General features: G+C 73.9%; 17 protein-coding genes. 14 read left to right on the forward strand and 3 right to left on the reverse strand.

All coding sequences use genetic code 11. The annotated features are described in order from the left end of the window. Positions 1 to 129 precede the first annotated feature (129 nt). The 7 genes from ACIA8L_RS09435 (at position 130) to ACIA8L_RS09465 (ending at position 6,840) form a co-directional block, all read left to right on the forward strand. Entirely contained in the window at positions 130 to 492 is a 363-nt protein-coding gene (locus ACIA8L_RS09435; RefSeq protein WP_395902309.1) for a hypothetical protein, read from the forward strand. A 168-nt stretch (positions 493 to 660) separates the two neighbouring features. Beyond that, the gene (locus tag ACIA8L_RS09440) at positions 661 to 1,026 is read left to right on the forward strand and encodes a nuclear transport factor 2 family protein (RefSeq protein WP_395902312.1); all 366 of its coding nucleotides are present in this window, start codon (positions 661 to 663) and stop codon (positions 1,024 to 1,026) included. A gap of 453 nt (positions 1,027 to 1,479) precedes the next feature. Beyond that, positions 1,480 to 1,743 carry a ribbon-helix-helix domain-containing protein gene (locus ACIA8L_RS09445; RefSeq protein ID WP_395902314.1) on the forward strand — a complete coding sequence of 88 codons (264 nt, stop codon included), beginning with the start codon at positions 1,480 to 1,482 and terminating at the stop codon, positions 1,741 to 1,743. Continuing rightward, complete coding sequence (locus tag ACIA8L_RS09450; RefSeq protein ID WP_395902317.1) at positions 1,740 to 2,141, forward strand: hypothetical protein; 402 nt, start codon at positions 1,740 to 1,742, stop codon at positions 2,139 to 2,141. Before ACIA8L_RS09445 ends, ACIA8L_RS09450 begins: the two co-directional genes overlap by 4 nt. Positions 2,142 to 2,344: 203 nt before the next feature. Then, complete coding sequence (locus tag ACIA8L_RS09455; RefSeq protein ID WP_395902320.1) at positions 2,345 to 3,187, forward strand: hypothetical protein; 843 nt, start codon at positions 2,345 to 2,347, stop codon at positions 3,185 to 3,187. 920 nt (positions 3,188 to 4,107) lie between these two features. Continuing rightward, positions 4,108 to 4,848, forward strand: a complete 741-nt coding sequence (locus ACIA8L_RS09460) for a lysophospholipid acyltransferase family protein (protein WP_395904164.1) — start codon at positions 4,108 to 4,110, stop codon at positions 4,846 to 4,848. A gap of 162 nt (positions 4,849 to 5,010) precedes the next feature. Further along, a complete protein-coding gene (locus tag ACIA8L_RS09465; RefSeq protein ID WP_395902321.1) occupies positions 5,011 to 6,840 on the forward strand; it encodes an ABC transporter ATP-binding protein in 1,830 nt (609 codons plus the stop codon). Positions 6,841 to 6,925: 85 nt separating this feature from the next. On the opposite strand, the gene ACIA8L_RS09470 is transcribed toward ACIA8L_RS09465, so the two are convergent. Together ACIA8L_RS09470 and ACIA8L_RS09475 are read right to left on the reverse strand one after the other, a co-directional pair. Further along, complete coding sequence (locus ACIA8L_RS09470) at positions 6,926 to 7,477, reverse strand: LuxR family transcriptional regulator (RefSeq protein ID WP_395902324.1); 552 nt, start codon at positions 7,475 to 7,477, stop codon at positions 6,926 to 6,928. Positions 7,478 to 7,621: 144 nt separating this feature from the next. Continuing rightward, on the reverse strand, positions 7,622 to 10,159 hold the full coding sequence (locus ACIA8L_RS09475; protein WP_395902327.1) for a LuxR C-terminal-related transcriptional regulator: 2,538 nt from the start codon (positions 10,157 to 10,159) through the stop codon (positions 7,622 to 7,624). A gap of 254 nt (positions 10,160 to 10,413) precedes the next feature. On the opposite strand from ACIA8L_RS09475, the gene ACIA8L_RS09480 reads away from it, so the two are divergent. From ACIA8L_RS09480 to ACIA8L_RS09495, 4 genes are all read left to right on the forward strand, one after another. Then, complete coding sequence (locus tag ACIA8L_RS09480) at positions 10,414 to 11,901, forward strand: dynamin family protein (protein ID WP_395902329.1); 1,488 nt, start codon at positions 10,414 to 10,416, stop codon at positions 11,899 to 11,901. Positions 11,902 to 12,071: 170 nt separating this feature from the next. Beyond that, positions 12,072 to 12,977, forward strand: coding sequence for a nucleotide exchange factor GrpE (gene grpE, locus ACIA8L_RS09485; protein ID WP_395902331.1), 906 nt, complete (start codon positions 12,072 to 12,074; stop codon positions 12,975 to 12,977). Beyond that, positions 12,974 to 14,893, forward strand: a complete 1,920-nt coding sequence (locus ACIA8L_RS09490; protein WP_395902334.1) for a dynamin family protein — start codon at positions 12,974 to 12,976, stop codon at positions 14,891 to 14,893. The genes grpE and ACIA8L_RS09490 overlap by 4 nt, the downstream gene beginning before the upstream one ends. An 11-nt stretch (positions 14,894 to 14,904) precedes the next feature. Further along, positions 14,905 to 15,801: a hypothetical protein gene (locus ACIA8L_RS09495; RefSeq protein ID WP_395902336.1), complete on the forward strand. Its 897-nt coding sequence runs from the start codon at positions 14,905 to 14,907 to the stop codon at positions 15,799 to 15,801. A gap of 258 nt (positions 15,802 to 16,059) precedes the next feature. Here ACIA8L_RS09495 and ACIA8L_RS09500 read toward each other — a convergent pair whose 3' ends face one another. Next, the gene (locus ACIA8L_RS09500) at positions 16,060 to 17,586 is read right to left on the reverse strand and encodes an Hsp70 family protein (RefSeq protein WP_395902339.1); all 1,527 of its coding nucleotides are present in this window, start codon (positions 17,584 to 17,586) and stop codon (positions 16,060 to 16,062) included. Positions 17,587 to 17,691: 105 nt separating this feature from the next. Between ACIA8L_RS09500 and ACIA8L_RS09505 the strand changes: the two genes are divergently transcribed. From ACIA8L_RS09505 to ACIA8L_RS09515, 3 genes are read left to right on the forward strand one after another with little or no spacing between them, the layout of a single operon-like run. Then, complete coding sequence (locus ACIA8L_RS09505; protein WP_395902341.1) at positions 17,692 to 18,453, forward strand: glycerophosphodiester phosphodiesterase family protein; 762 nt, start codon at positions 17,692 to 17,694, stop codon at positions 18,451 to 18,453. A 12-nt stretch (positions 18,454 to 18,465) separates the two neighbouring features. Next, the gene (locus ACIA8L_RS09510; RefSeq protein WP_395902344.1) at positions 18,466 to 19,815 is read left to right on the forward strand and encodes an MFS transporter; all 1,350 of its coding nucleotides are present in this window, start codon (positions 18,466 to 18,468) and stop codon (positions 19,813 to 19,815) included. 56 nt (positions 19,816 to 19,871) lie between these two features. Then, positions 19,872 to 22,817, forward strand: coding sequence for a BTAD domain-containing putative transcriptional regulator (locus ACIA8L_RS09515; RefSeq protein ID WP_395902345.1), 2,946 nt, complete (start codon positions 19,872 to 19,874; stop codon positions 22,815 to 22,817). The last annotated feature ends 5 nt before the right edge of the window (positions 22,818 to 22,822 follow it).

Here is a 22,822-nt window from a genome sequence, read left to right on the forward strand (position 1 = left end):
CGCCTGGGATCCGCGTCGTCCGTTCGGCCCTAAATGTCCGCGCCGACCGCCCGGCTGCCCGTTCACCTGCGCAAATGCTGTGATGTACGCGAGGATCAGCTTGGAGCACGGACGCTTCGGGAGGCCAATATGGAGATTCGACAGCTGACGGCCGGTGCAACGGCCGCCGCCCCACCGCCGGCACCACCGAAACCGGTGCCCGGCGCGGCGACCAACGCGGCCGTGGAAGCGCCCGCACCCCCGCCGAAAGGTGGCCTGCCCGCATCGCAACAGGTGCTGAGCAAGCTCACCCCCGGCGACCGGGCCGCCATCGCCGGCGCCACCGGCTACCACCTGTCCCCGACGGGCGCCGTCACGAACGTCTCCGGCGCGGTACCGCCCTGGTCGTTCATCATGGCGTTCGCCGCCTCCCGCACCGCCGCCGAGCCCGCCGACGCGGCCCCCAGGACCGGCCCGGCCGACGACGCCGGCCAGATCGACGTCACCGTCTGACCCCGCTGCCGCGGTCCTGACGGACGATGCGCCGGCACGCCGACGGCCGGCGCATCCGCACCCCGATCGGGCCGCACGGCCCGCCCCCGGTTACGGTCCCGTTTCCGGGTGTAAACATCGACCGGCCGGGCGTTGACCACCCGCACCGGCAGGCGGTGTCATGCACATATGACCACCGACGTGCAGCACAGCGGCGTGCAGTACTCCACCCTCCTGACGACCATCGACGCCCGCGACTGGACCAGCCTGGCCGCGCTCGTCACCGACGACGTCGTCTACCACCGCCCCGGCTGCCCCCCGATCGAAGGCGCCGAGCAGTTCATCGCGTTCTACCGCCGCCGCTGCATCGTCGCCGCCGGCCGCCACCAGCTCGACCGGTGCGTGAGCACCGGCGACCAGGGCTTCTGCTGGGGCCGCTTCGACGGCCGGTCCCACGCCGGCGTCCCCCTGAACGAGATCTTCGCCGACTGGTTCGAACTGCGCGACGGCCAGATCGCCCGCCGCCGCACCTTCTATTACCGCCCCGCCATCTGAGGCAGCGGCTCCCGGTCCGGAGCCGGGCTGCGGCCCTCGGCGGGCCCGGCGCAGCAGCTTCGCGACGGTCGGCTGTGTTCGCACGCGGGGGCAAGCTCGTCCTGGTCGATACCGGGGCGGTCGAGGTTTGCAGCGGGTCTCTCCGCACCCCCGGCCCGTACTGGTTGACATAATGTACATTATCGAACATCCGCCGGTCATCGCTTCGAGCCGATATGTCGGGCGCTTCGCGCCGCGCTGCGCTCGACATCCGATTTTTCGCCCGACGGGGTATTCGCGGGCTTTGGCGGGATGTGCCGGGCGGTGGCGGTACGGGTGCGCAGTGGCGCCGGTCACGGACGGTTGCCGAGTTCCGGATGTTCGGGGCCGTTCGGCGCAGGTCGGTACGAACGTCGACCCGTCCGGGTGACGGCACGCTAGGTGATCGGCGTATGCGGGCGATACCCTGTGCGTATGCGTGAAGTGCGCAAGGAGCGGGTCACGGTGACGATGCCCGCCGATGACGCCGCGGCGGTACGGCGGTTCGTGGACTCCGGCGGCGCGGAGTCGGTGTCGGCATACGTCGCGGAGGCGGTGCGTGGCCGGCTCGCCCGGGACCGGGCCCTGCTGACGCTCAACGAGTTGTACGCGCAGCGGGGCGTGCGGCTGGACCCGGAGCACCACGCGTGGGCGCGGGCGGTGCTGGGGGTGGCACCCGCGACCGGGACGGTGTCGTGACCGCGGTCGGTGGGCGGATCCTGGACAGTTCCGCGATCCTGGGGTTCGTGGCGGGCAAGCCGTACAGTTCGGCGATCGTGTGGCACGCCGTTGATCAGGGTGTCGTCCTGGCGGTCCCGGCCGCGGCCCTGGCCGAGGCGTGGGCGCAGACATCGCCGAAGGACTACGACGTGTTGAAGGTACTGCTGAGTCTGCCGGTCGTCGTCGTGGACGACCTGACCGCGGCGGACGCGGTGGACAGCGGGGCGCTGTTCGCCGGTGACGGCGGGCCGGCGACGGTCGCGGCGGCGCACGTGGTGCGGCGCGCGCAGGCGCGTCCCGGGTGGGCGATCGTCACCGACCGGGCCGAGCTACTCCTGGAGCTCGACCCGCAGGCGGAGATCGACGAGCTGCCGTAGCCGTTTTCCGCAATTTCGCGGGGTGGCGGCGGCTGGGCTGCTCCGGGGTCCGGGGCCTGGCCAGGACGTGTGGTGTTCGCGGAGAATTGCCGCTGCGGGGGTCGGGCGGGTCTGTCGTACGGTGTGTCGCGCTCGGAAAATGTCGTAGGTGGCTGGTATGACTGTTCCGACACATGTTCGATAGTTGGGTTGGGGAGGATGCGATGGTTGCCGCGCGGACCGCGGCCAAGGGCTTGTCGACGGTGGATCTGGAGCAGATCCGGGACACCCTCGCGGCCGGCCGGAAACCGAAGGTCGTGTTCACCGAGCAGGCCGGGCAGATCGCCGGGCAGCTGGGCCAGGTCGTCGCGCTGACGGACCCGGAGCTGTCCGACGAGTTCGTCGTGGTCCGCTTCGGCCGCGACGAACTGCCGTTCTCCCCCGCCGATCTGGCGATCGCACCGAAGACCACGGCGGCGAAGCGTGGAGCCGCCGCCGTGCCCGCACCTCGTGAGGAGAGCCCCGTGCCAGCCCCTTCCGTTGCCGACTCCCCCGCCGCCGTGACCGAGACCCCGGCGCCGGACTCCCCCGCCACCCCGGCCGCCGACGCCGGCGCGGACGGTGCCGGCGCCTCGTCGCCGTCGTCGCCCGCCGCGCCGGGCTCGAGTGCCGGGCCGGGCTCCTCCGCCGGCGCCTCGGCGCCGGACACCGCCGGTGGCGATTCGTCGGGTCCGGCGGAGTCGAAGGCTTCGCCGAGCAAGCCCCCGGCGAAGAAGGCCGCGCCGAAGGCGAAGCCGCCGGCCGGGCTGACGGTGACCCTCGCCTACGCCGACGGCGAGTGGACGGTCGCGGCCAACCAGGGTGCGAAAGCCCTCGCGAAGCCCTACGTGATCAAGGCCGGTGAGGCGCTGAAGATGGTCGCGATGCTCGACGTCCCCGGCGTGCACGAGGCCGTGGAGGAGATCGTGTCGGCCGCGCGGGCCGAGGCGGAGAACCAGGCCGAGCGGCTCCGGGCCGAGCTCGCCGAGATCGAGGCCCGCCTGGCCGAGCTCCGCGAAGCCGAGTAGCGGACAGGGGCGAAGCCGGGTAGCGGACGCCCGCGACAGGCGGTGTAGCGCAGGCCCGCGACAGGCGGCGGCCGGTCGATGCCCGGCTGTTCCCGGGCGGCTGACCGGCTGGTACGCATCGCGCTTCGGCGGCGGTTTCGCTTCCGGCACGGGTCCTGTTCGCCGGTCGCTTCGCTCGGCGGGCCCTTCGACTCCGTCGGGCCGGGCCGGGCCGGGCCGGCGCCGGTCGAGCGGACCGGGGCTGGTGCGTGCTCTCGCCTGCCCGGGCCGCTGCCACAGCTGGCGGGCGGGACTGAGCGGCACCTGGCGCTATGTGACCGCCCGCAGGCGGCAGCAGCGGTCGCGGCGTCACGGCCGGGTGCGCCGAGCCGATCGGGCCCCGGCGCGGTGCCGACACGCCGGGAACCGTCGCGCTGCGGCAGCGGATGCCCGTGCAGCGGACGCCGCCGCCGAGCCGGTCCCGGTGCCGGTTACGGGCGGCATCCCAGGGCGTGACGGTCCGGCCATGCCACGGATCCGCGGTCGTGGCCTCGCAGTGCCGACGGGGACAGTTCGCGGGGCGGTGCTGGTGGCGGCCGTGAGCGGTGTCGGGCCGGTGCGGTGAGGATTGGCCGACGGGATGGTTCGCCTGGTCCGGTGTGGCGCTACCGTTCTCGGGATCGGGACCAGTGCGAGAACGGAATGCTGACGTGAACGACGGGGAGCCAGGCCGGGCATCCGAGGACGGGACGATCACCGCTTCCCGGACGGTCACTCCCCCGCCGGTGCGGGCGCCGCTCGACGACACCGGCATCGAAATCGGCGCGGCAACCTCCGGCCCGGTGTCGCCCGGCCCGGTGTCGCCCGGCGCGGTGTCGCCGGAGCCGGTGGCGCGGTCCGGGGCCGGGACGGGCGCTGTCGAGCGGTGGCGGACGCCGTGGATGTGGCGGGTGCTGCTGCGGGTGGCCCGGGTCGTGGTGCTGCCCGTGGCGCGGCTGCGGGTCACCGGAGGGCTGCCGGAGCAGGTGCGGGGCGGGCCCGTCGTGCTCGCCGTCAACCACATCGGGCCGTTCGACCCGGTCGCCGTCACCGCGGCGTGCCACGTGGCCGGGGTCGCGCCGCGGCTCATGGCCACCGGCGGGCTGTTCCGGGCGCCGGTCGTCGGGGCGGTGATGCGCGCTTGCGGGCACATCCGGATCAACCGGCGGCAGGCGAACGTCGCCGACGCCGTCGACGACGTGACCCGGGCGCTCGCGGCCGGGTCGCACGTGCTCGGGTACCCGGAAGGGCGGATCACCCTCGACCCCGGGATGTGGCCGGAGCGTGGCAAGACGGGGCTGGCCCGGGTCGCGCTGGCCACCGGGGCGCCCGTCGTGGCCGTCGCGCAGTGGGGGGCGCACGAGGTCGCCGCGTGGGGCGGGTTCGGGCCGACGGTGCGGACCCTCGCCCGGGCGCTGGTGCGGCGGCCGGTGGTGCGGGTGCACTTCGGGGCGGTCGTCGACCTCGGCGGCATCGACCCGGCGGTGCCGGGGGCGGCGCAGCGGGCCACGGACCGGATCATCGACGCGATCACCGGTGAGCTGCGGGCGCTGCGGGTGGATGAGCCGCGGCTGCCGGCGTACGTGGACCCGGTCCGGCCGTTGACGGTGCAGCGGCGGCACCGGCCGGGGCCGCGGCGATGAGCGGCGATCCGTGACGGGCGGCGATAAATAGGGCGCGCCGGTGGGTGCGGGTCGTCTAGCGTGCCCAGAGCACGGTGGCGGCGCGGCGAAGGAGATGTGGCATGAGGACGTCCGGCGGTATCCCCGGTCCCCTGCCGTACCCCGCCGGAAAGGCCCTTCGCCGTGCTCGGACTGTTCGAGAACGCTGCTGACCCGTTCCCCACGCATGCACCACGGCCGCCGGCGCGTTCGGCCGGGCGGTTCCTGCTCGAGGAGTTCCGGCCGCTGCGGTGGGTGGCCGCCGCGGCCGTGGCCACCACCGTCGCCGCGGCCGGTTTGGAAGTCTGGCTGATCGGCTACGCGGGGCGGCTCGTCGACACCCTCGCCGCCGGTCGGCCCGGGGCGCTGTGGCGGGACCACGGCGCCGAACTGCTCGCCGTGGCCGTCGTCATCCTGCTCGTCCGGCCCGTCGTCGGGATCGTCGGGGAGGCCGTCGACGACATCGCGTTGCGTGGCAACGCCCGGCCGATCGCGCGGTGGCGGGCGCACCGGTACGTGTCGCGGCAGTCCGTCGGCTGGTTCCGTGACGACCTCGCGGGGCGGATCGCGACGTGGGTCCGGGACGGCGGGGACGCCGCGGCGACCGCGGCCTACTGTGTCGTGCACACGCTGGTGTTCGTCGTGGCCTACATCGGCGGGTCCGTGTGGGTGATGTCCGCGATCGATGTGCGGCTGCTGGTACCGCTCGGAGCCTGGATCGCCGCCTACGCGGGGCTGCTGTGGTGGGTGGTGCCGCGGTTCCGGCGGGCGTCGGAGCGGCTGCAGGACGCCGAGTCGGCGCTGACCGGGCTGCTCGTCGACGCGTACGCCAACGCCGACACCCTCGCCATGCTCGGCGGGGACGCCGAGCGCACGGAGCACGACCGGCGGGTGTTCGCGGCGGCCCGGCGGGCGCATCTGGACCTGCAGCGGGTCGAGGTGACGATCAACAGCACGATGCTGACCCTCGGCAGTGCGCTGCTGGTCGGGCTGGTCGGCTACGGGCTCGTCCTATGGCAGCGGGGCGACGCGCCGGTCGGGCTGGTCGCCGCCGCGCTCGCGCTGAGTTTCCGGATCACGGCGATGGGTGAGTGGCTCCTCGATGCCGTCTCGGCGTTGTTCGGGGCGGTGGGCGTACTGCGGCGGGCTCTGGAAACGGTTGCGCAGCCGCTGGCGGTGGCCGATCGGGCCGGGGCCGGACCGTTGCGGGTCAGTGCCGGGGCGGTCCGGTTCGACGGGGTCAGTCACCACTACGGGCGCGGGCGGGGCGGTCTCGACCGGGTCGGGCTGGACGTGGCCGCCGGGGAGCGGGTCGGGATCGTCGGGCGGTCCGGGGCCGGGAAGTCGACCCTCGTGGGGCTGCTGCTGCGCTACCACGACGCCGAGGCCGGGACCATCTCCGTCGACGGCACCGACATCCGGGACGTCACGCAGGACAGTCTGCGGTCCCGGATCGCGGTGGTGACGCAGGAGGCGACGCTGCTGCACCGGTCGGTCCGGGAGAACATCGCCGGGCCCGGTGCCACCGACCCGGCCCGGCTCGAGCGGGCGCTGCGGCGGGCGGCCGCCGGCGGGTTCGTCGCGCGGCTCACCGACCACGCCGGGCGGGCCGGGCTCGACGCGCACGTCGGTGAGCGGGGGGTGCGGCTCTCCGGTGGGCAGCGGCAGCGGATCGCGCTGGCCCGGGCGTTCTACCGCGACGCGCCGATCCTCGTGCTCGACGAGGCCACGTCGGCGCTGGACTCCGAGGCGGAGGCCGCGATCCACGAGACCTTGGAGGAGGTGATGGCCGGGCGGACCGTCCTGGCGATCGCGCACCGGCTCTCCACGATCGCCCGGATGGACCGCATCGTCGTGCTCGACGCCGGCCGGGTCGTGGAGCAGGGCACCCACCGGCAGCTGCTCGCGCACGGCGGGCTCTACGCGGCGCTGTGGCAACGACAATCAGGCGGTTTCCTGGGTACTGCCTCGTAGCGCGCCCGGGCCGGGCCGGCGACGACGCGCGGGCCCGCCCGGCGCACGGCCGGTGCACACGCGGACGCTCGGTGGCGAGCCCGGTCTAGGCGCCTTCGCGGCGCATCCGCAGGTAGGCCAGGACGGCTTCGCGGGTGGTGCGGACGCCGAGGACCTCGCGGGCCTCGGCGATGCGGCGGTTCGCGGTGCGCAGGGACAGGAACTCGGCCGCGGCGGCGGCCGCGATCGTCTCCCCGGCGGCGAGGCGTTCCAGCAGGGCGCGCTGCTCCGGAACGAGGACGGGGCCGCCGTTGTCCTCGGCGGTGTCGGTGCCGAGCTCGGCATCGGGGTCGGTGGTGACGGGACCGATCCGGCCCAGGTCGGCGAGCAGGGCCCGGCCGATGTCGGCGCCCGGGTCACTGATCGCGACGATCCCGGCGCCGCGGGCGGCGGCGTAGAGGGCCAGCTCGGCGGTGTCGCTGTCGGCGACCCGGCCGTAGAGGGCGAGCCGGGCGTCGGTGACGTCCCAGGTCTGGTCGGTCAGGGCGAACCCCTCGCGGGTGGTCCAGCCCGCCCGGGCGAGCCTGCGCAGCACGGCGGTCGCGTCGGCGCCGGACGCGACGACGTACCGGGGTGCGAGTGCCGGATCGCCCGCCATCAGCGGCCCACAGGTGAGAACATGCGCCCACCATGCGATGAAGTGGCCGCCGCGCACAAGACCACACCGCTACTCATCCACGCCCCTCAATGGCCGGTGAATCCGCCACCAATGCCCGGGACGCGGCCGGCTCAAACATCACGATCACTGGCCGAGCTCCTCGAGCGCGAGGGCGGCGGCCTCGGTACGGGTCTTCGCGCCGAGCTTGCGCATCCCGGAGCGGATGTGGGTCTCGACGGTCTCCCGGGAGATGCCGAGCTGCCCGGCGATGCGGCGGGTCGGCTCGCCGTTGGCGACCAGGCGCAGCACGTCACGTTCGCGGTCGGTGAGCTCGTCACCGGCCCGGCGGCCGCGGGTGTCGCGGCGGATCGAGTGCCGGCGCAGGGCCCGGCGGGCCCGGCCGAGCAGCACCACGAGGCCGGCCTCCTCGGCGAGACGTTCCGCTTCGAGCAGTGGGGGTACTGCCGCCTCGGCGCCGTCCTCGAGCAGCCCCTGGGCGAGCAGGCAGCGGACCTCCTCCCGGCGGGCGAGCTCGTGCCAGGCGGCGGCGGCCTCGGCGAAGCGGTCCGGGGCCTTCCACGCCTCCAGGGTCGCCTGGACCGGCGGGAGGGGCACCGCGTCGTCGCCGGCGCTGAACGAGGTGCCGGCGTCGTAGGCGGCCCAGCGGGCGGTGATGCTGCGCAGCCCGTCGACGAGCGGCGTCGACCCGGCCGTCGCGGCCGGGGCGAACGCCTGGTCGGGGCGGCCGTCGAGCCACGCCGCCTCCCGGGTCACCCAGTCCAGGACCGGGGCCGCGGACGCGGGCCGGTTCTGCAGGGCCTCGAGCCGGGCCCGGGCCGGGGCGAGCAGGCCCCCGTCGGCCTCGGCGAGGCTGGCCGCGGCGACGGCGTAGCCGCGGGCCAGCGCGGGCAGGGTCCGGTCGGCGAGGTCACCGGCGCGGCGCACGACCTCGTCGATCTCGGCGCCGCGCAGGGCGTCGCACCACAGCTGCGCGGCCAGGAACCGGGTCTGCCAGCTGTAGGCGAGGTCCCCGGCGCAGGCGGCCGCGGCCGCGGTGGCGGCCTGGGACGCCTCGGCGAGGCGGGCGTCGGCGGTCAGGGTCTCCACCAGCAGCCACGCCGACCAGCGGGCGGCGAGGACGTCACCGGCCTGCCCGGCCGCCGACGCGGCCGAGGCGAGTCCGTACTCCCAGCCGGGCTGGCGGGTCCCGGCCCGCACGGCGGCGATCGCGGCGCGCAGGCCCGGGTGGGCCGGGGCGTCGCCGTGGACCCGCAGGAGCTCCTCGGCGCGGCCCAGGGCGCCGCCCGGGTCGGTGGTCAGCATCGACAGCAGCCGGATGCGGTCGCGGCCGCCGAGGACCTCGGCCGGGGCGTCGTCGGTGACGGCGTCGACCGCGGCCGCCGCCGGGACCGGGCTGCCCTGCTGCAGCAGGGCCTCGCCGCGCAGCACGGCGGCGACCGGGTCGGTGGTGGCCGGGTCGATGACCCGCAGGCACGAGCCGGGCCGGCCGGCGGCCAGGGCGGCCCGGGCGGCGGCGATGCGGACCTGCGGCTCGGCCTCGACGCCGGGCAGGTCACAGGCGAGCAGGAGCAGCTCGGCGCGGTCACCGGACGACTCGGCGGCCGCGGCGGCGGTGACGGCGACCTGGTAGGCCTCCGCGCCGGCGCCGGCCGCGGCGAGGTGCCGCGCCGCCTCCCGGGGCGGGACCAGGGTCGCGAGGCGGCGGTGCAGGGCGGCGCGTTCGGTGCTGTCGAGCAGCCCGGCGGCGACCTCGGCCGTGTATGGGGAGACGGGGGCGGCGACGCCGTCGGTGAGCTCGACCAGGCCGGTCTCGACGAGCTCGGTGAGGCCCTCGCCGAGGACGGTCGCGGTGACGGGCCGGCCGAGCAGGCCCAGCGCGGCCATGGCGGTGCGGGCGGGGCGGGTGAGGTCGGCCAGGGCCCCGGCGACGGTGTAGGCGAGGCCCTTGTCCAGGCCGTCGCCGGTGTCGCGGGGGGTGCCGCCCTGCGCGACGTGCTTGGCCAGGGCGACGACGGCCAGTGGGACCCCACCGGCCCGGCGGACCAGGTCGGCGACGACGGCCGGGGACGCGGACGGGGCGAGCTGGCGCACGAGCGCGGCGGCGGCGTCGGCGGGCATCGGCGGCATCGACAGCCACGCCCCGGACGTGGCGGCGGCGGTGCGCAGGGCCCGTTCGGCGTCGCCGGGGAGGCGGTGCGGCGTGCGCAAGGTGACAACTATCCGACAGTGCTCGGCGATGGCCGGGAGGGCGGCGATCGTCAGCGGATCCGCCCACTGGAGGTCGTCGAGGAGTAGCAGGCCGTGACGGACGCGGGAGCGGACGGCCTCGGCGAGCAGCGGCGCCTCGTGTGACGGGAGTCGCACCCGGACCGCCCGGGACAGCGGCAGAGCCGGGACGCCGCGCAGCATCGCCAGGGCACCGCCGCTGAACACGGGGCCACGGAAGGACTCCCCGAGGCGCTTGAGCACGCCCGAGCGGCCCGTCCCGGGGGCGCCGGCGATGACGACGAGACCCGGGTTGTGCAGGGCTTCCACCGCCGCGGCGATCAGCTCGGCGGGCGGCCACACGGCAGGAACGCTCGCCCGGCCCACGACCGCGGACACCACCGCCGGCCCGGCCGCCGGGTCGGCGACGGGCTCTTCAGTCGGTGCCTCAGGCACGGGAAGCCTCCATTCCTGGCACGAACATGGGATCCTGCGCGCGCAGGATATTCGTAATGTGTGTGCCGTACGTGCGTGACATGACGGTACTGATTGCACCCAGGAGCGAATAATGAGCGAGGTCCACCCCTTGGACACCCGAGGGTACGTCGGCATTGTGGCTGAAACGACCGGCCTCGCGCAGTCGGTGATCAGTCTGTGCCCGGCGTCGAAGCGGAGCTGACCCCGTGGCTCCAGGACCACTCAGCTCCCGCGTGGGCGATCTCTGCGGCGAGGTCGGCAACCGGCTCGGCGGCGCCGCGCAGGCTCAGGTCGTCGACGTGCGCCGCCGCCTCGGCGAGCCGCTGCGGGTCGCGATCGCCGGCCGGCTCAAGTCCGGCAAGTCGACCCTCGTCAACGCGCTGATCGGGCGGCGGGTCGCGCCGACCGAGGTCGGCGAGTGCACCCGGATCGTCACCCAGTTCCGCTACGGCACCTCCGACCGCGTCGACGTCGTCAAACGCAACGGCGCCCGGGTCAGCCTCCCCCTCGACGAGGCCGGGATGATCCCGCAGCGCCTCGGCGTCGCCCGGCACGAGGTCGCCTACGTCGACGTCACCCTCACCAGCGACCACCTGCGCGACCTGACCGTCGTCGACACGCCCGGGCTGTCCAGCGCCAACACGTCCGTGTCCGACCAGGCCCGCCGGTTCCTGTTCTCCGAGGCCCCGATCGACGACGACCTCGACTCCGACTCCGCCGGGGCACTGTCCGGCGCCGAGGCGATCATCTACGTGTTCACGCAGTCGGTCCGCGACGACGACGTGCAGGCCCTGGAGGCGTTCCGGTCGATCTCGGCCCGGCTGTCCAGCAACCCGATCAACTCCCTCGGCCTGTTCAACAAGGTCGACAAACTCGCCAGCGGCGGGCAGGACCCGTGGCCGATCGTCGCGCCGCTGGCGAACGACCAGTCGAAGGTGCTGCGGCGGGTCGTCTCCGACGTCGTGCCCGTCGTCGGGCTGCTCGCCGAGACCACCGAGGCCGGCCGGCTCACCGCCGCCGACTGCGAGGCCCTGCGCCAGCTCGCCGCGCTCCCCCAGGGCGAACGGACCGTGCTGCTGGCCTCCGTCGACCTGTTCACCAGCCGGGAATGCCCCGTCACCCGCGAGTCCCGGGAGCGGCTGCTGCGGCTGCTGGACCTCTACGGCATCAGCTTCGCCATCGCCCAGCTGGTCGCGAAGCCGACCCTGGCCACCGGCGAGCTCGTGCGGATGCTGTTCCAGGCGTCCGGGTTCCCGCGGCTGCGCCAGACCCTCGACCACGCGTTCCGGTGGCGCACCGACGCCATCAAGGCCGGCTGGGCCCTGTCCAGCCTGGAGAAGATCGCCAGCCACGCCGAGCGGCCCCACGACCGGGAACTGCTCCGCGACGCCATCGAACGGGTCCTGCAGCAGCCCGAGTCGCACCGGCTGCGCCTGCTCGAGGTGGCGCAGCTGGTCACCACCGGCGCCGTCGACCTGCCCGACCAGATGGAGGGCGAACTGACCCGCCTGGCGCTGTCCAACGACCCCGGCTGGATCCTCAACCTGCCCAGCGCCGACCGGGACTCGATGGTCCGCGCCGCCCTGGACGCCGCCACCCGCTGGCGCGCCTACGCCGTGGCCGGGGCCAGCCCGTCGCAGTCGCGGGTCGCGCTCGTCGCGCACCGTGGCTTCTACCTGCTGTCGCAGCGCATCCGCGGCGGAGGAGCCAATGTCCGGTAACGGCGAGCAGTCGTCCAGCCACGTTGCGTCGACATTGTCGCAGTGCGTCCGCGGCGGTGGAGCAAATGTCCGATAATCACAGCAGCAACCGGTCGGCACGTCGGCCGGGCACAGCCCGAAACCTGTCCAGCACAGCCAATAACCGAGGCCCCCACCCCCAGGAGCCGAAGATGTCCTCCAACAGCCTGCGCCTGTTCGCGGTCGCCGTCGCGCTCGTCATCGCGGTGCTCACCGGCGTGGCGACCGGCCTGCTCGGCGGTGCCCCGAACTGCCCCGCCCAGACCGTCACCGCGTCCGCGCCGGCCGTCGACGGCCCGGCCGCGGTCGGGTCGGTCAACCCGGGCGAGAACAACAACGGCACCCCGATCCAGCCCGAGAACAACACCGCGACGAAGACGCTGCAGGCCAAGACCCAGGCGTGCACCGCGCAGGAGTCGTTCGGGGTCAAACCGGCCCTGGTCGCGTTCGTCGGCACCCTGTTCGTCGGGGCCGCGCTGCTGCTGTTGCTGCTGCTGTCGACCCGCGGGCGCGGCGGCGCCGCCCCGGTGTCCGCACCGCCCGGCGGTGGCGGGCAGTCCGACGCCGACCGGCGCGCCCTCGTCCAGGCCACGATCTACGTCCGGGACCGGGTCACCAGCAAGGCCCTCGGCGACCGGCTCGGCACCGCCCTGCACGAGGCCGGGGTGAGCACCCTCGAGCCGACCGGGGTCCGGTTCGACCCGGCCCACCACGAGGCCGGCGGCACCACCCCGACCAACGACCCGGGCCTCAACGGGCAGATCTCCGGCGTCGAGGTCCCCGGCTACGTCGACCGCGACGGGCGGGTCCTGCGGGCCCCGATCGTCACCGTGTTCCAGGCCGGGCGCAACGCCGGCGGCGCCACCGGCGCCCACCCGACCGTGCAGCAGCCGGCCACCGGGCGCCGCCCGGCCCAGCCCGGCACCGCGACCGGCCAGCACCCGATCGTGCCGCAGAGCACCCCGCCGCACACTGCGCCGCCGACCCACCCGAACCAGACTGCGCCACAGACCCACCCGAACCAGACCACGCAGCCGCGCAGAGAGCAGCCACGATGACCTCGACCTCCAACGCACCCGCCGGGCCGGCGGCGAAGAAGCCCGCCGACCAGACCGCGGCGCTGGGCAAGCTGCTCAAGGCCGGCGTCGAGGGCAGCCTCGCCTACCTGCGCAAGATCGACCCGGACGCGGCCGCGGACATCGACACCGAGCGGCGCCGCGACGTGCAGCGCCCGAAGATCGTCGTCGTCGGCGAGACGAAACGCGGGAAGAGCTCGCTGACCAACATGCTCATCGGCGTGCCCAACCTCTCCCCCGTCGACGCGGCCGTGGCCACCGCCTCCTACCTGGAGTTCATGCACAGCCAGCAGCACGGCGCCCGCGCCTACATCCCCGGCCGGGAGGACCCGGTCCCGATCGGGCTGGGCGACCTGCGCGACTGGGGTACCGTCCTGGGCCGGATGCCCGACGGGATGCGCCCGCCCCGGCGGATCGAGATCATGCACTCGGCGCCGCTGCTGCAATACCTGTCGCTGATCGACACGCCCGGCACCGGCGGCCTCGACTCGATGCACGCCGAGGTCGCGATGGACGCCGTGGAGAAGGCCACGGCGCTGCTGTTCGTCGTCGACTCCTCCAGCCCGTTCTCCAAGCCGGAGATGAACTTCCTCATCGAGGCCAGCAAGAAGGTCAACTTCGTGCTGTTCGCGCTGACGAAGGTCGACGCCTACCCGGGCTGGCGCAAGATCCTCGACGACAACAAGGGCCAGCTGCAGACCCACGCGCCCCGGTTCGCGTCCGCGCCCTGGTTCCCGGTGTCGGCCCGGCTGGCCGAGCTGGCGATGCAGATGCCGAAGGACGCCGCCGGGGAGCTGATCCGCGAGTCCCGCATCGCCGAGCTGCAGCACGCCCTGATCGACCTGGCGTCCAAGGGCCACCTGCTGCAGCAGGCCAACGTGCTGCGCTCGGTGCGCTCCGAATACATCCGGTTCGACCAGGAGCTCGGCGACCGGATGAAGGCCACCGACCCCGACCCGGCCGACGCCGAACGGGCCAAGGAGGAGCGCACGCAGGTCGCGACCCGCAAGCGCACCGAGTCGCGGCAGTGGTCCCTGGCCCTGTCGACGGAGACCCAGCGGGCCCGGGTCGAGGCCACCTCCCGGCTGCGTAACTACGTCACGCAGCTGCAGGAACAGTTCATGGAGAAGATCGACAAGGGTGGCCGCGGGGACATCTCCGAGCTCCCCGCCGAGCTGGACAAGGCCCTCTACGCCCTGTCCGTGCGGCTGTCGCACGACCTCGAGTTCCGGTTCCGCAAGGTCGGCGAGCGGGTCCTGGCCCAGGTGTTCCACCCCCACGAGCTCCAGCACGTCCTGCGCGGCCTCAACGCCCGGCTGCGCCACGCCCTGGGCACCAAGCCGCGGCGGGAGCAGTCCGGCGACGGCGCGATGGTCGTCATGTCCTCCGCCGGCATGGCGATGATGGCCGCCCGCGTCCCCGGCATGATCGGCGGGGCCAGCGCCCTCGGCGCGATCGGCCTGGCCGGGGCCGGGCTCGTCCTGCCCGTCGTCGGCGTCGGCCTCGGCCTCGCCGCCGGCGCCTACATGATCTTCAAGCGCAAGAGCATGGCCGACAAGCAGCAGGCCCGCCAGTGGCTGCGCGAAGTCCTCGGCGAGGCCCGGGCCGCGCTGTCCGACGAGATCATGCACCGGTTCACCGACCTGCAATACGCGCTGACCCTGGCCCTGGACGAGGCCATCGAACGGCGGGTCAAGCAGCTCGACGCGCACATCGCCAACATCGACAAGTCCCTGGGTGAGGACAAGGCGGAGCGGGCCAAGCGCAAGGCCGCGCTCAACACCGAACGGGAAGGTCTCCGGTCCCGCATCAAGCAGGTCGACGAGGTGCTCGTGCGCATCCGCGCGCTCACCCCGGCCGCACCGGCCGATGCGGGCGCCGAGGCCGCCGAGGCGTAGGGGGTCTGACGATGGACGGGCACTGGGAGTGGACGGAGGGCGGCGACGACGCCGACACCGCCGACCTGGGCGGCGACGCCGGGCATGACCTGCACGGCGGCTTCGACGGCGACGACTTCGGCGCCGGCTTCGACGACGGCCACACCGGGTTCGGCGGGGACGAGCACGACCTCGGCGGCCACCTCGACAACGGCCACCCCGGCGACGACCTCGAAGAACCCCTCGGCACCGAGCACGCCACCGCCGAATACGACGAGTCCCTCCACGGCCACGCCGACCTGGGCGGCCACACCGACCACCCCGGCGCATCCGGCAACGACGGCGGCGGGAACGACGGCGACGGCGACCAGGATGCGCAGAACCACGACGGGACCGGCAGCCACGACGGGACCGGCGGCGACGGCGACAGCGACCGGGGCGCGCAGATCCACGACGATCACCTCGGCGGCGACCAGCAGACCGGGGAACACGCGGACCAGCACGACGCCGGAGACGCCGACCAGCAGCACGGCGGGGACCTGGGGCAGCACAGCGCCGAGGACCTCGGGCAGCACGAGGACTCCGGCGAGCAGCACGAGGCCGGGTTCGGGACCGACCCCGACGTCGACGCGTCCGCCGACGACCCGGGCTGGCACGAGGTGCAGTTCCCCGAGGAGCTGCACCTGCAGGACCCGCCCGCACCCGTCGACGGGTTCCCGTGGACCGACGCCGACGTCCTCGGCGGGCCCGACCACAGCCTGTCCGCGGCGTTCGACCCGGCCGTCGCCGGCACCGGGGCCGCGGAGCCGGCCGGGCTCGCCGACTACGAGCACCTGGAGGTGCCGGCCGGCTCCGACGCGTGGAGCCTCCTGCTCGGCTCCGACGACCCGGCCACGAGCAGCCTCGCGACCTACTGGGCGCCGCAATAGCACGACCGCGACAGCAGCACCGAAGGCACGAACACACGAGCGGCGGCACCGGAGTACCCGCGGAGGGGTACCGATGCCGCCGCTGTGTGCACTGCAGCGGCTTGACCGGCTGCTGGGCGCCGCCGCAGGGAAAGCGGAAGCCTCAAGCGGCGGCCAGCGGTGCTGGTGGGGCGCGGTGGCGGCCAGGGAGCACAGCACTGGCGGCGGCATCGGGGGCTGTGACAGTACCGATGCCGCCGCTTTGGCTTGTCGAGCTGCTCAGGACAGGGCCGTCCACAGGAGGATCACGAACAGGATCGCCACCAGGACCAGGACGACCACGATCACGGCGATCCAGTTGCGCTCCGCGGCCTCGCCCTGCTGGGCCGGGGCCTGGCGGGCGGCCTGGGGCGGGAACGGGCCCGGGCGGGCCGGGACGACCGGTTGCTGCACGACCGGCTGCGGTGCCGGCTGGGGGCGGAACACCGGCTGCGGGGCCACGGGCTGCTGGACGACCGGCGGGCGCTGGACCACCGGCTGCTGGACCGGGGGACGCTGCACGGGCTGCGGCATGACCGGCTGGCGGACGGCCGGGGAGACCGGGACGCCGGACATCGGGGCGGCCGACACCGGCGAGTGCTGCAGCGGGGGGCGCTGGACGACCGGCTGCTGGACCGGGGGGCGCTGCATCGGCGGGGGCTGCGTCACCGTCCGCGGCGTGCCCGACGCCAACGCCGGGGGTGCCGCCGCGCCGATGCACAGGGCGCCCTCGACGACGACCGTCTCCGGCTGTTCGAGGGTCGTCGGGGCCACGCCCAGCTCGGTGTGGATCAGGTGCGCGGCGAGGGGGATCCGGGACGAGCCGCCGACCAGGAAGATCCCGACGAGGTCCTTCGGCTGCAGCCGGGCCGTGTCGATCGCCCGGCGCAGGCACGCCACCGTGCGCTCCAGGTAGGGCCGGACGAGGGTTTCGAGCTCCTCGCGGGTCAGGTGCGCGTCGATCTCCATCGACGGGAGGTGGATGTCCGTCGACGCGGTCCGCGACAGCATCTCCTTCGCGCCGCGGACGTCCTCGTAGAGCATCCGCCGCAGCCGCCGGTCCGAGGCGTCGGTCGGGTTGGCCAGGGCCGCCCACTTCTCGGCGTGGCTGTCCTGGTAGGTCTTGCCGAGGTGCTCGACGATCGCGTGGTCGAAGTCGAGACCGCCGACGTCGGCCAGGCCGTCCTCGGCGAGGACCTCGAAACCGGACTGGGTGCGGCGGACCACGGTCGCGTCGAACGTGCCGCCGCCGAGGTCGTAGATCGCCAGGCTGCGCCCGACCGGGACCGCGGAGCCCAGCACGGCGGTGAAGTAGGACGCCGCGCCGACCGGCTCGGCGATCAGCCGCGGGTTGCCCAGCCCGGAGATCCGGCAGGCCTCCATCAGCAGCGACCGGCGCCGCTCACCCCACCGCGCCGGGTGCGTGAGGCGGACCTCCTCCGGCTGGCCGCCCAGCTGCCGCCGCGCCTCGGTGTTCACCTGCGACAACACGTGCGCGAACAGCCGCGGCACCGGCATCGACGTGTCGGCGATGAACACCTCGCCGTCGTCGATGCGCCGCTTCGGGTTGGGCTCGAACCGGGCCGGGTCCAGCCGCGCGTTGCGCTCGGCGTCCCGCCCGACCAGAACCTTCCCGTCGGTGTTGAAGTACAGGGCAGAGGGCAGCAAAGGAGAACCGTCGAACAGCAGCGGTCGCATCCTCGTGTCCGCCGTGCGGACCATCGCAACCGTGTTCGACGTGCCGAAGTCGATGCCGAGCACGCGCATGTGCGTCACCCTACCTGTGCCGTTCCACGCGCTGCGTCGGCCGTCAAGCCTGCCGTTCACCCGCCGCACGCGTGGAGTTGACCAAAGATCCCGGATACTGGCCGCGTGAAGCAGGTCCCTTACCTCGACGCGCCCGGACCGCTGGGCTTCGCCCACCGTGGCGGGGCGGCCGCCGGTGACGAGAACACGACAGCGGCGTTCGCCCGTGCCGCCGATCTCGGCTACCGCTACATCGAGACCGACACGCACGCCACCGCCGACGGGGTCGCGGTCGTGTTCCACGATGACACGCTCGAGCGGCTCCTGGGGCGCCCGGGTCGGATGATCGACTTACGGTGGGCCGACCTGGCGACGGAGCGGGTCGGCGGGGCCGCCGCCGTGCCCCGCCTCGACGAGGTCCTCGACGCCCACCCGGACATCCGGTTCAACATCGACACGAAAACGGAGCACGCGGTCGCGCCGACCGTCGCCGTCGTCGAACAGCTCAAGGCCCACGACCGGGTCCTGCTCGCGTCGTTCTCCTCGGCCCGGCTGCGCCGCATCCGCCGCCTCGCCGGCCCCGACGTCGCCACGTCGATGGGGATGCGGGAGGTCGCCGCCCTGTTCGGTTCCTACCAGGTCGGTCGCCGGTTCACGCCCCTGGACTCGGTCGTCGCCGTGCAGATCCCGCCACGGTACGGCCGGATCGCCCTGGCCACCGCGAAGTTCGTGGACTACTGCCACCGCATGGGGCTGCGGGTGCACCTGTGGACGATCGACGATCCCGCCGAAATCGCCCACTTCCTCGACATCGGCGTTGATGGCATCATGACCGATCAAATCTCGGTGCTGCGCGAGGTGTACCTCGAGCGCGGAATCTGGCCATAGAAGGGTCGTTGCGTGGAGGAGCTCAGCTCGCGTCGGGAGCGCACCGGCTGGTACTTCTATGACTGGGCCAACTCCGCGTTCCAGACCACGGTCGTCACCGTCTTCCTCGGGCCATACCTGACGTCGATCGCGAAGACGGCCGCCGGTTGCGACGGCGACACCTGCCCCGACGGCGCCGCGATCCACCCGCTCGGCATCGCCATCGCCCCCGGGTCACTGTTTCCCTACACGGTGTCGCTGTCGGTGTTCCTGACCGTGTTCGTCCTGCCCGTCGTCGGCGCGATCGCGGACCGGTCCCCGCGCAAGAAGCAGCTCCTGGCCCTGTTCGCCTACATCGGCGCCGCCGCCACCGCCGCGATGCTGTTCCTGACCGGCGACCGATACCTGCTCGGCGCCGGGCTGTTCCTGCTGGCGAACATCGCGTTCGGGGCGTCCGTCGTCGTGTACAACTCGTTCCTGCCGCAGATCGCCGACGAGCACGACCGGGATCGCGTCTCAAGTTTCGGGTGGGCGTGGGGGTACCTCGGCGGCGGCACGTTGCTGTTGCTCAACGTGGTCGCCGTGCTCATGAAGGACAGCCTCGGCCTGAGCACCGGCGAGGTCGCCCGGTACAGCATCGTGTCGGCCGGGCTGTGGTGGGCCGGGTTCACCACCATCCCGCTCCTGGCGCTGCACAACCGGCCCGTCGCCTCGGCGGAGCAGGCCCGCGGCAACGTGGTCACCGGTGGTTTCATCCAGCTCTGGGCGACCTTGAAGGGGCTCAAGGCGTACCCCCTGACGCTGTTCTTCCTGGTCGCTTATCTCATCTACAACGACGGCATCCAGACCGTCATCTCCCTGGCCAGTGTCTACGGCACCGAGGAGCTCAAGCTCTCCGACGACGTGCTCGTCCCGACGATCCTGATGGTGCAGTTCCTGGCGTTCGCCGGGGCGCTGCTGCTGGGCCGGCTGGCCAAGGCCATCGGCGCGTGGAAGACGGTCCTGCTCAGCCTGGTCCTGTGGACGGTCGTCATCCTCGTCGCGTTCGTCCTGCCGGCCCACCAGGCCGTCCCGTTCGTCGTCCTCGGCGGCGGGATCGGTCTCGTCCTCGGCGGCAGCCAGGCCCTGTCCCGGTCGCTGTTCTCGCAGCTGATCCCCAAGGGTAAGGAAGGCGAGTACTTCGGCATCTACGAGATCTCCGACAAGGGCACCAGCTGGCTCGGGCCGCTCGCGTTCGGCCTCGCCTACGACCTGACGAACAGCTACCGGGTCGCGATCATCGCCCTCATCGTGTTCTTCGTCGCCGGGTTCGTCGTCCTGGCCATGGTCCCGATCCGGCGGGCCATCGAACAGGCCGGCAACACCCCGCCCGCGAAGCTCTGACGGTTCGCTGACTGGTGGGTGTCTTGTACGTGACACCCTGGGTTACTGTTCGGGTCGTGCGTTACCGGCTGCTCGGTCCGCTGGAGGTCGACGTCGCCGGCCGGCGGCTGGAGATCTCGGCGACCCGCGACCGGGTCCTGCTGGTGATGCTGCTGTTACAGCCCAACCGGGTCGTCACCCTGCCCCGGCTCGTCGACGCCGTCTGGGGCGACAACGCCCCCGCGACCGCCCGCGCCCAGCTGCACACCTGCGTGTCGCGGCTGCGCCGGCACCTGCCCGGCGCGATCCAGACCGACACCGCCGGCTACCGCGCCGCCGTCGCCCCCGACGAGCTCGACACGCTCGTCTTCGCCCAGCTCGTCGCCGACGGGCGGGCCGCGATGGCGGCCGGGGAGCTGCACACCGCCCGCAAGCACCTCCGCGACGCCCTCGACCTGTGGCGCGGGTCGGCGCTGGCCGGGGTCGACAGCCCCAGCGTCCAGGCCGCCGCCGTCGCCCTCGAGGAGCGGCACAACAGCGCCCTGGAGGACTGCCTCGACGTCGAGCTGCAGCTCGGCCTGCAGTCGGAGCTGATCAGCCAGCTCACCGGCCTGGCCGAGCAGCACCCGCTCCGCGAACGCCTCCACGGCCAGCTCATGACCGCCCTGGCCCGGGTCGGGCGGACCGCCGACGCGATCGCCGTCTACCTGCGCCTCACCGAGGCCCTCGACGAGCAGCTCGGCCTCGCCCCGAGCGCCGCGCTGCAGGAGCTGTACCGCTCGCTGCTGCAGCCGCCGCTGGTGCTGGGGTCCAGTGCTCCCGCGCCGGCGCCGCGCACGGTGCCCATCCCGACCCCGTGGACGCTGCCCCGGGACATCGCCGACTTCGCCGGCCGCGACGAGGTCGTCACGAAACTCGTGGGGGCCGCGCAGCCCGGCCACGACGGCGTCCCCGTCGTGTTGACCGTCGACGGGATGGCCGGGGTCGGCAAGACCAGCCTCGCCGTGCACGTCGCGCACCTCGTCGCCGACCGGTACCCCGACGGCCGGCTCTTCGTCGACCTGCGCGCCCACGGCGAACGCCCGCCCCTGCCACCCCACGACGCCGTCGGGCTGCTGCTGCGGCATCTGGGCGTCGACCCGGAACGCGTCCCCGCCGACCCCGACGAGCGCGTCGCCCGCTGGCGCAGCGAACTCGCCGCCCGCCGCCTCCTCGTCGTCCTCGACAACGCCGCCGACCCCGACCAGGTCACCCCGCTGCTGCCGGGCGCGTCGGCCAGCCTCGTGCTCATCACCAGCCGCCGCCGCCTCGGCGGGCTCGACGGGGCCCGCAGCGTCTCCCTCGACGTCCTCGACGACGGCGACGCGGTCCGGTTCGTCACCACCGTCGTCGGGGCCCGGGCCGAGGCCGACCCGCGGGCCGTCGCCGACGTCGTGCGCCTCTGCGGCGGCCTGCCCCTGGCGCTGCGGCTGTCCGCGGCCCGCCTCGCGCACCGCCCGTCGTGGTCCGTCGCCGACCTCGCCGACCGGCTCCGCCAGGCCAACCCGGCCCCCGTCGACCTGACCGTCGACGGGCGCTCCCCGCACGCCGCGTTCGAACTGTCCTACCGGGCCCTGGACGAACCGGCCCGGCGGCTGTTCCGGCTCACCGGCCTGCACCCGTCCGGGGAGTTCTCCGTCCACGCCGCCGCCGCCCTCGCCGACCTGCCGCTGCGCGACACCGACGACGTCCTCGGCCGGCTCGTCGACGCCCACCTGCTCATCGAACCCGCCGCCGGCCGGTTCCGGCTGCACGACCTGCTGCGCGAGTACGCCGCGCAGCTCGCCGAGCCCGACCCCGAACGGCCCGCCGCGACCGAGCGGATGCTGGAGCTCTACCTGCAGGCCGCGGCGGCCGCGACCCGCCCCTGGGAGAACGGCCGGCGCCGCGGCGCCATCGACACCGGCGAGGACTCCCCCTGGGTGCCGCGGTTCACCGACCTCGCCGGGACGCGCCGCTGGCTCGACGTGGAGATCGGCAACCTCATCGCCGTGGCCGGGCTCGCCGACCGGATCGGCAGCCACCGCCACACGTGCCTGTTGCCGCGGGCGATGTGGGGCTACCTCTTCCGCAACTCCATGAACGACGTCTCCACCGACCTGCACCGCCGTGCCCTGAGCGCCGCCGAGGCCCTCGCCGACGACGACCTCATCGCGATGACCCACAACTACCTGGCCTCCGCCTACGCCCGCGCCGGCAACCAGGACGAGGCGGCCCGGCACCTGCACGTCATCGCCGCCGACCCGGTGTGGGGCGCGCGGGCCCGCAGCAACCTGGCCGCCGTCTACCAGTACGCCGGCCGGCTCACCGAAGCCCTCAACCTCCTCGAACACTCCCTGCAGGCCATCTACCCGGCCGAGGCGATCGTCTACGGCGGGCAGTGGACGTGCCTCACCACGATCCTGCGGCTGCTCGGGCGCACCGACGAGGCCCTCGCCTCGGCCCGGCACGCTTTGGCGGTCGGGCGAAGCGGCGGTACCCAACTGGCCATCAACGGCGCGATCGAGCTCGCCGTCATCCGCCAGCGCCTCGGCCAGCACCGCCTCGCCGAACTGCTGCTGCGCTGGACGGTCAGCCACGTCGCCCCCGAGGCCGGCATGGCCGTCATCTGCGAGGCCCGCTCCTACCTGGGCATCACCCTGGTCGCGCGCGGCCGCACCGGCGAAGGCCTGGCCCTGCTCGCCCTCGCCGCCCGCGACTCCGAACACCTCGACCCGCACATCGCCTGCCTCGCCGGCAACAACTACGGCGCCGGGCTGCACGCGGTCGGCCGCCGCGACGAGGCCAAAACCGAATACGCCCGCGCCCTGGAACGCGCAATGCGGGCCGGGTACCGCTACGAACAGGCCCGCGCCTACCACGGCCTCGGCCTGTGCACCGTCGACCCGCGCCTGTCCCGCCTCCGCCTGCAGACCGCCGCCGACCTGTACCAGGCGATGGGCGTCACGGAGCACGTCCCCGGAACCGATCACACGACCGGTTGATGCGG

Origin of the sequence: Dactylosporangium sp. NPDC051541, assembly GCF_044454505.1 — a bacterium.
Lineage (GTDB): Bacteria > Actinomycetota > Actinomycetes > Mycobacteriales > Micromonosporaceae > Dactylosporangium.

Excerpts from the sequence above, each read along its gene's own strand:
- ACIA8L_RS09435 (WP_395902309.1), top strand. The coding sequence starts at position 130 with ATGGAGATTCGACAGCTGACGGCCGGTGCAACGGCCGCCGCCCCACCG.
- ACIA8L_RS09440 (WP_395902312.1), top strand. The coding sequence starts at position 661 with ATGACCACCGACGTGCAGCACAGCGGCGTGCAGTACTCCACCCTCCTG.
- ACIA8L_RS09445 (WP_395902314.1), top strand. The coding sequence starts at position 1,480 with ATGCGTGAAGTGCGCAAGGAGCGGGTCACGGTGACGATGCCCGCCGAT.
- ACIA8L_RS09455 (WP_395902320.1), top strand. The coding sequence starts at position 2,345 with ATGGTTGCCGCGCGGACCGCGGCCAAGGGCTTGTCGACGGTGGATCTG.
- ACIA8L_RS09460 (WP_395904164.1), top strand. The coding sequence starts at position 4,108 with ATGTGGCGGGTGCTGCTGCGGGTGGCCCGGGTCGTGGTGCTGCCCGTG.
- ACIA8L_RS09470 (WP_395902324.1), bottom strand. The coding sequence starts at position 7,477 with ATGGCGGGCGATCCGGCACTCGCACCCCGGTACGTCGTCGCGTCCGGC.
- grpE (WP_395902331.1), top strand. The coding sequence starts at position 12,072 with ATGTCCTCCAACAGCCTGCGCCTGTTCGCGGTCGCCGTCGCGCTCGTC.
- ACIA8L_RS09490 (WP_395902334.1), top strand. The coding sequence starts at position 12,974 with ATGACCTCGACCTCCAACGCACCCGCCGGGCCGGCGGCGAAGAAGCCC.
- ACIA8L_RS09495 (WP_395902336.1), top strand. The coding sequence starts at position 14,905 with ATGGACGGGCACTGGGAGTGGACGGAGGGCGGCGACGACGCCGACACC.
- ACIA8L_RS09500 (WP_395902339.1), bottom strand. The coding sequence starts at position 17,586 with ATGCGCGTGCTCGGCATCGACTTCGGCACGTCGAACACGGTTGCGATG.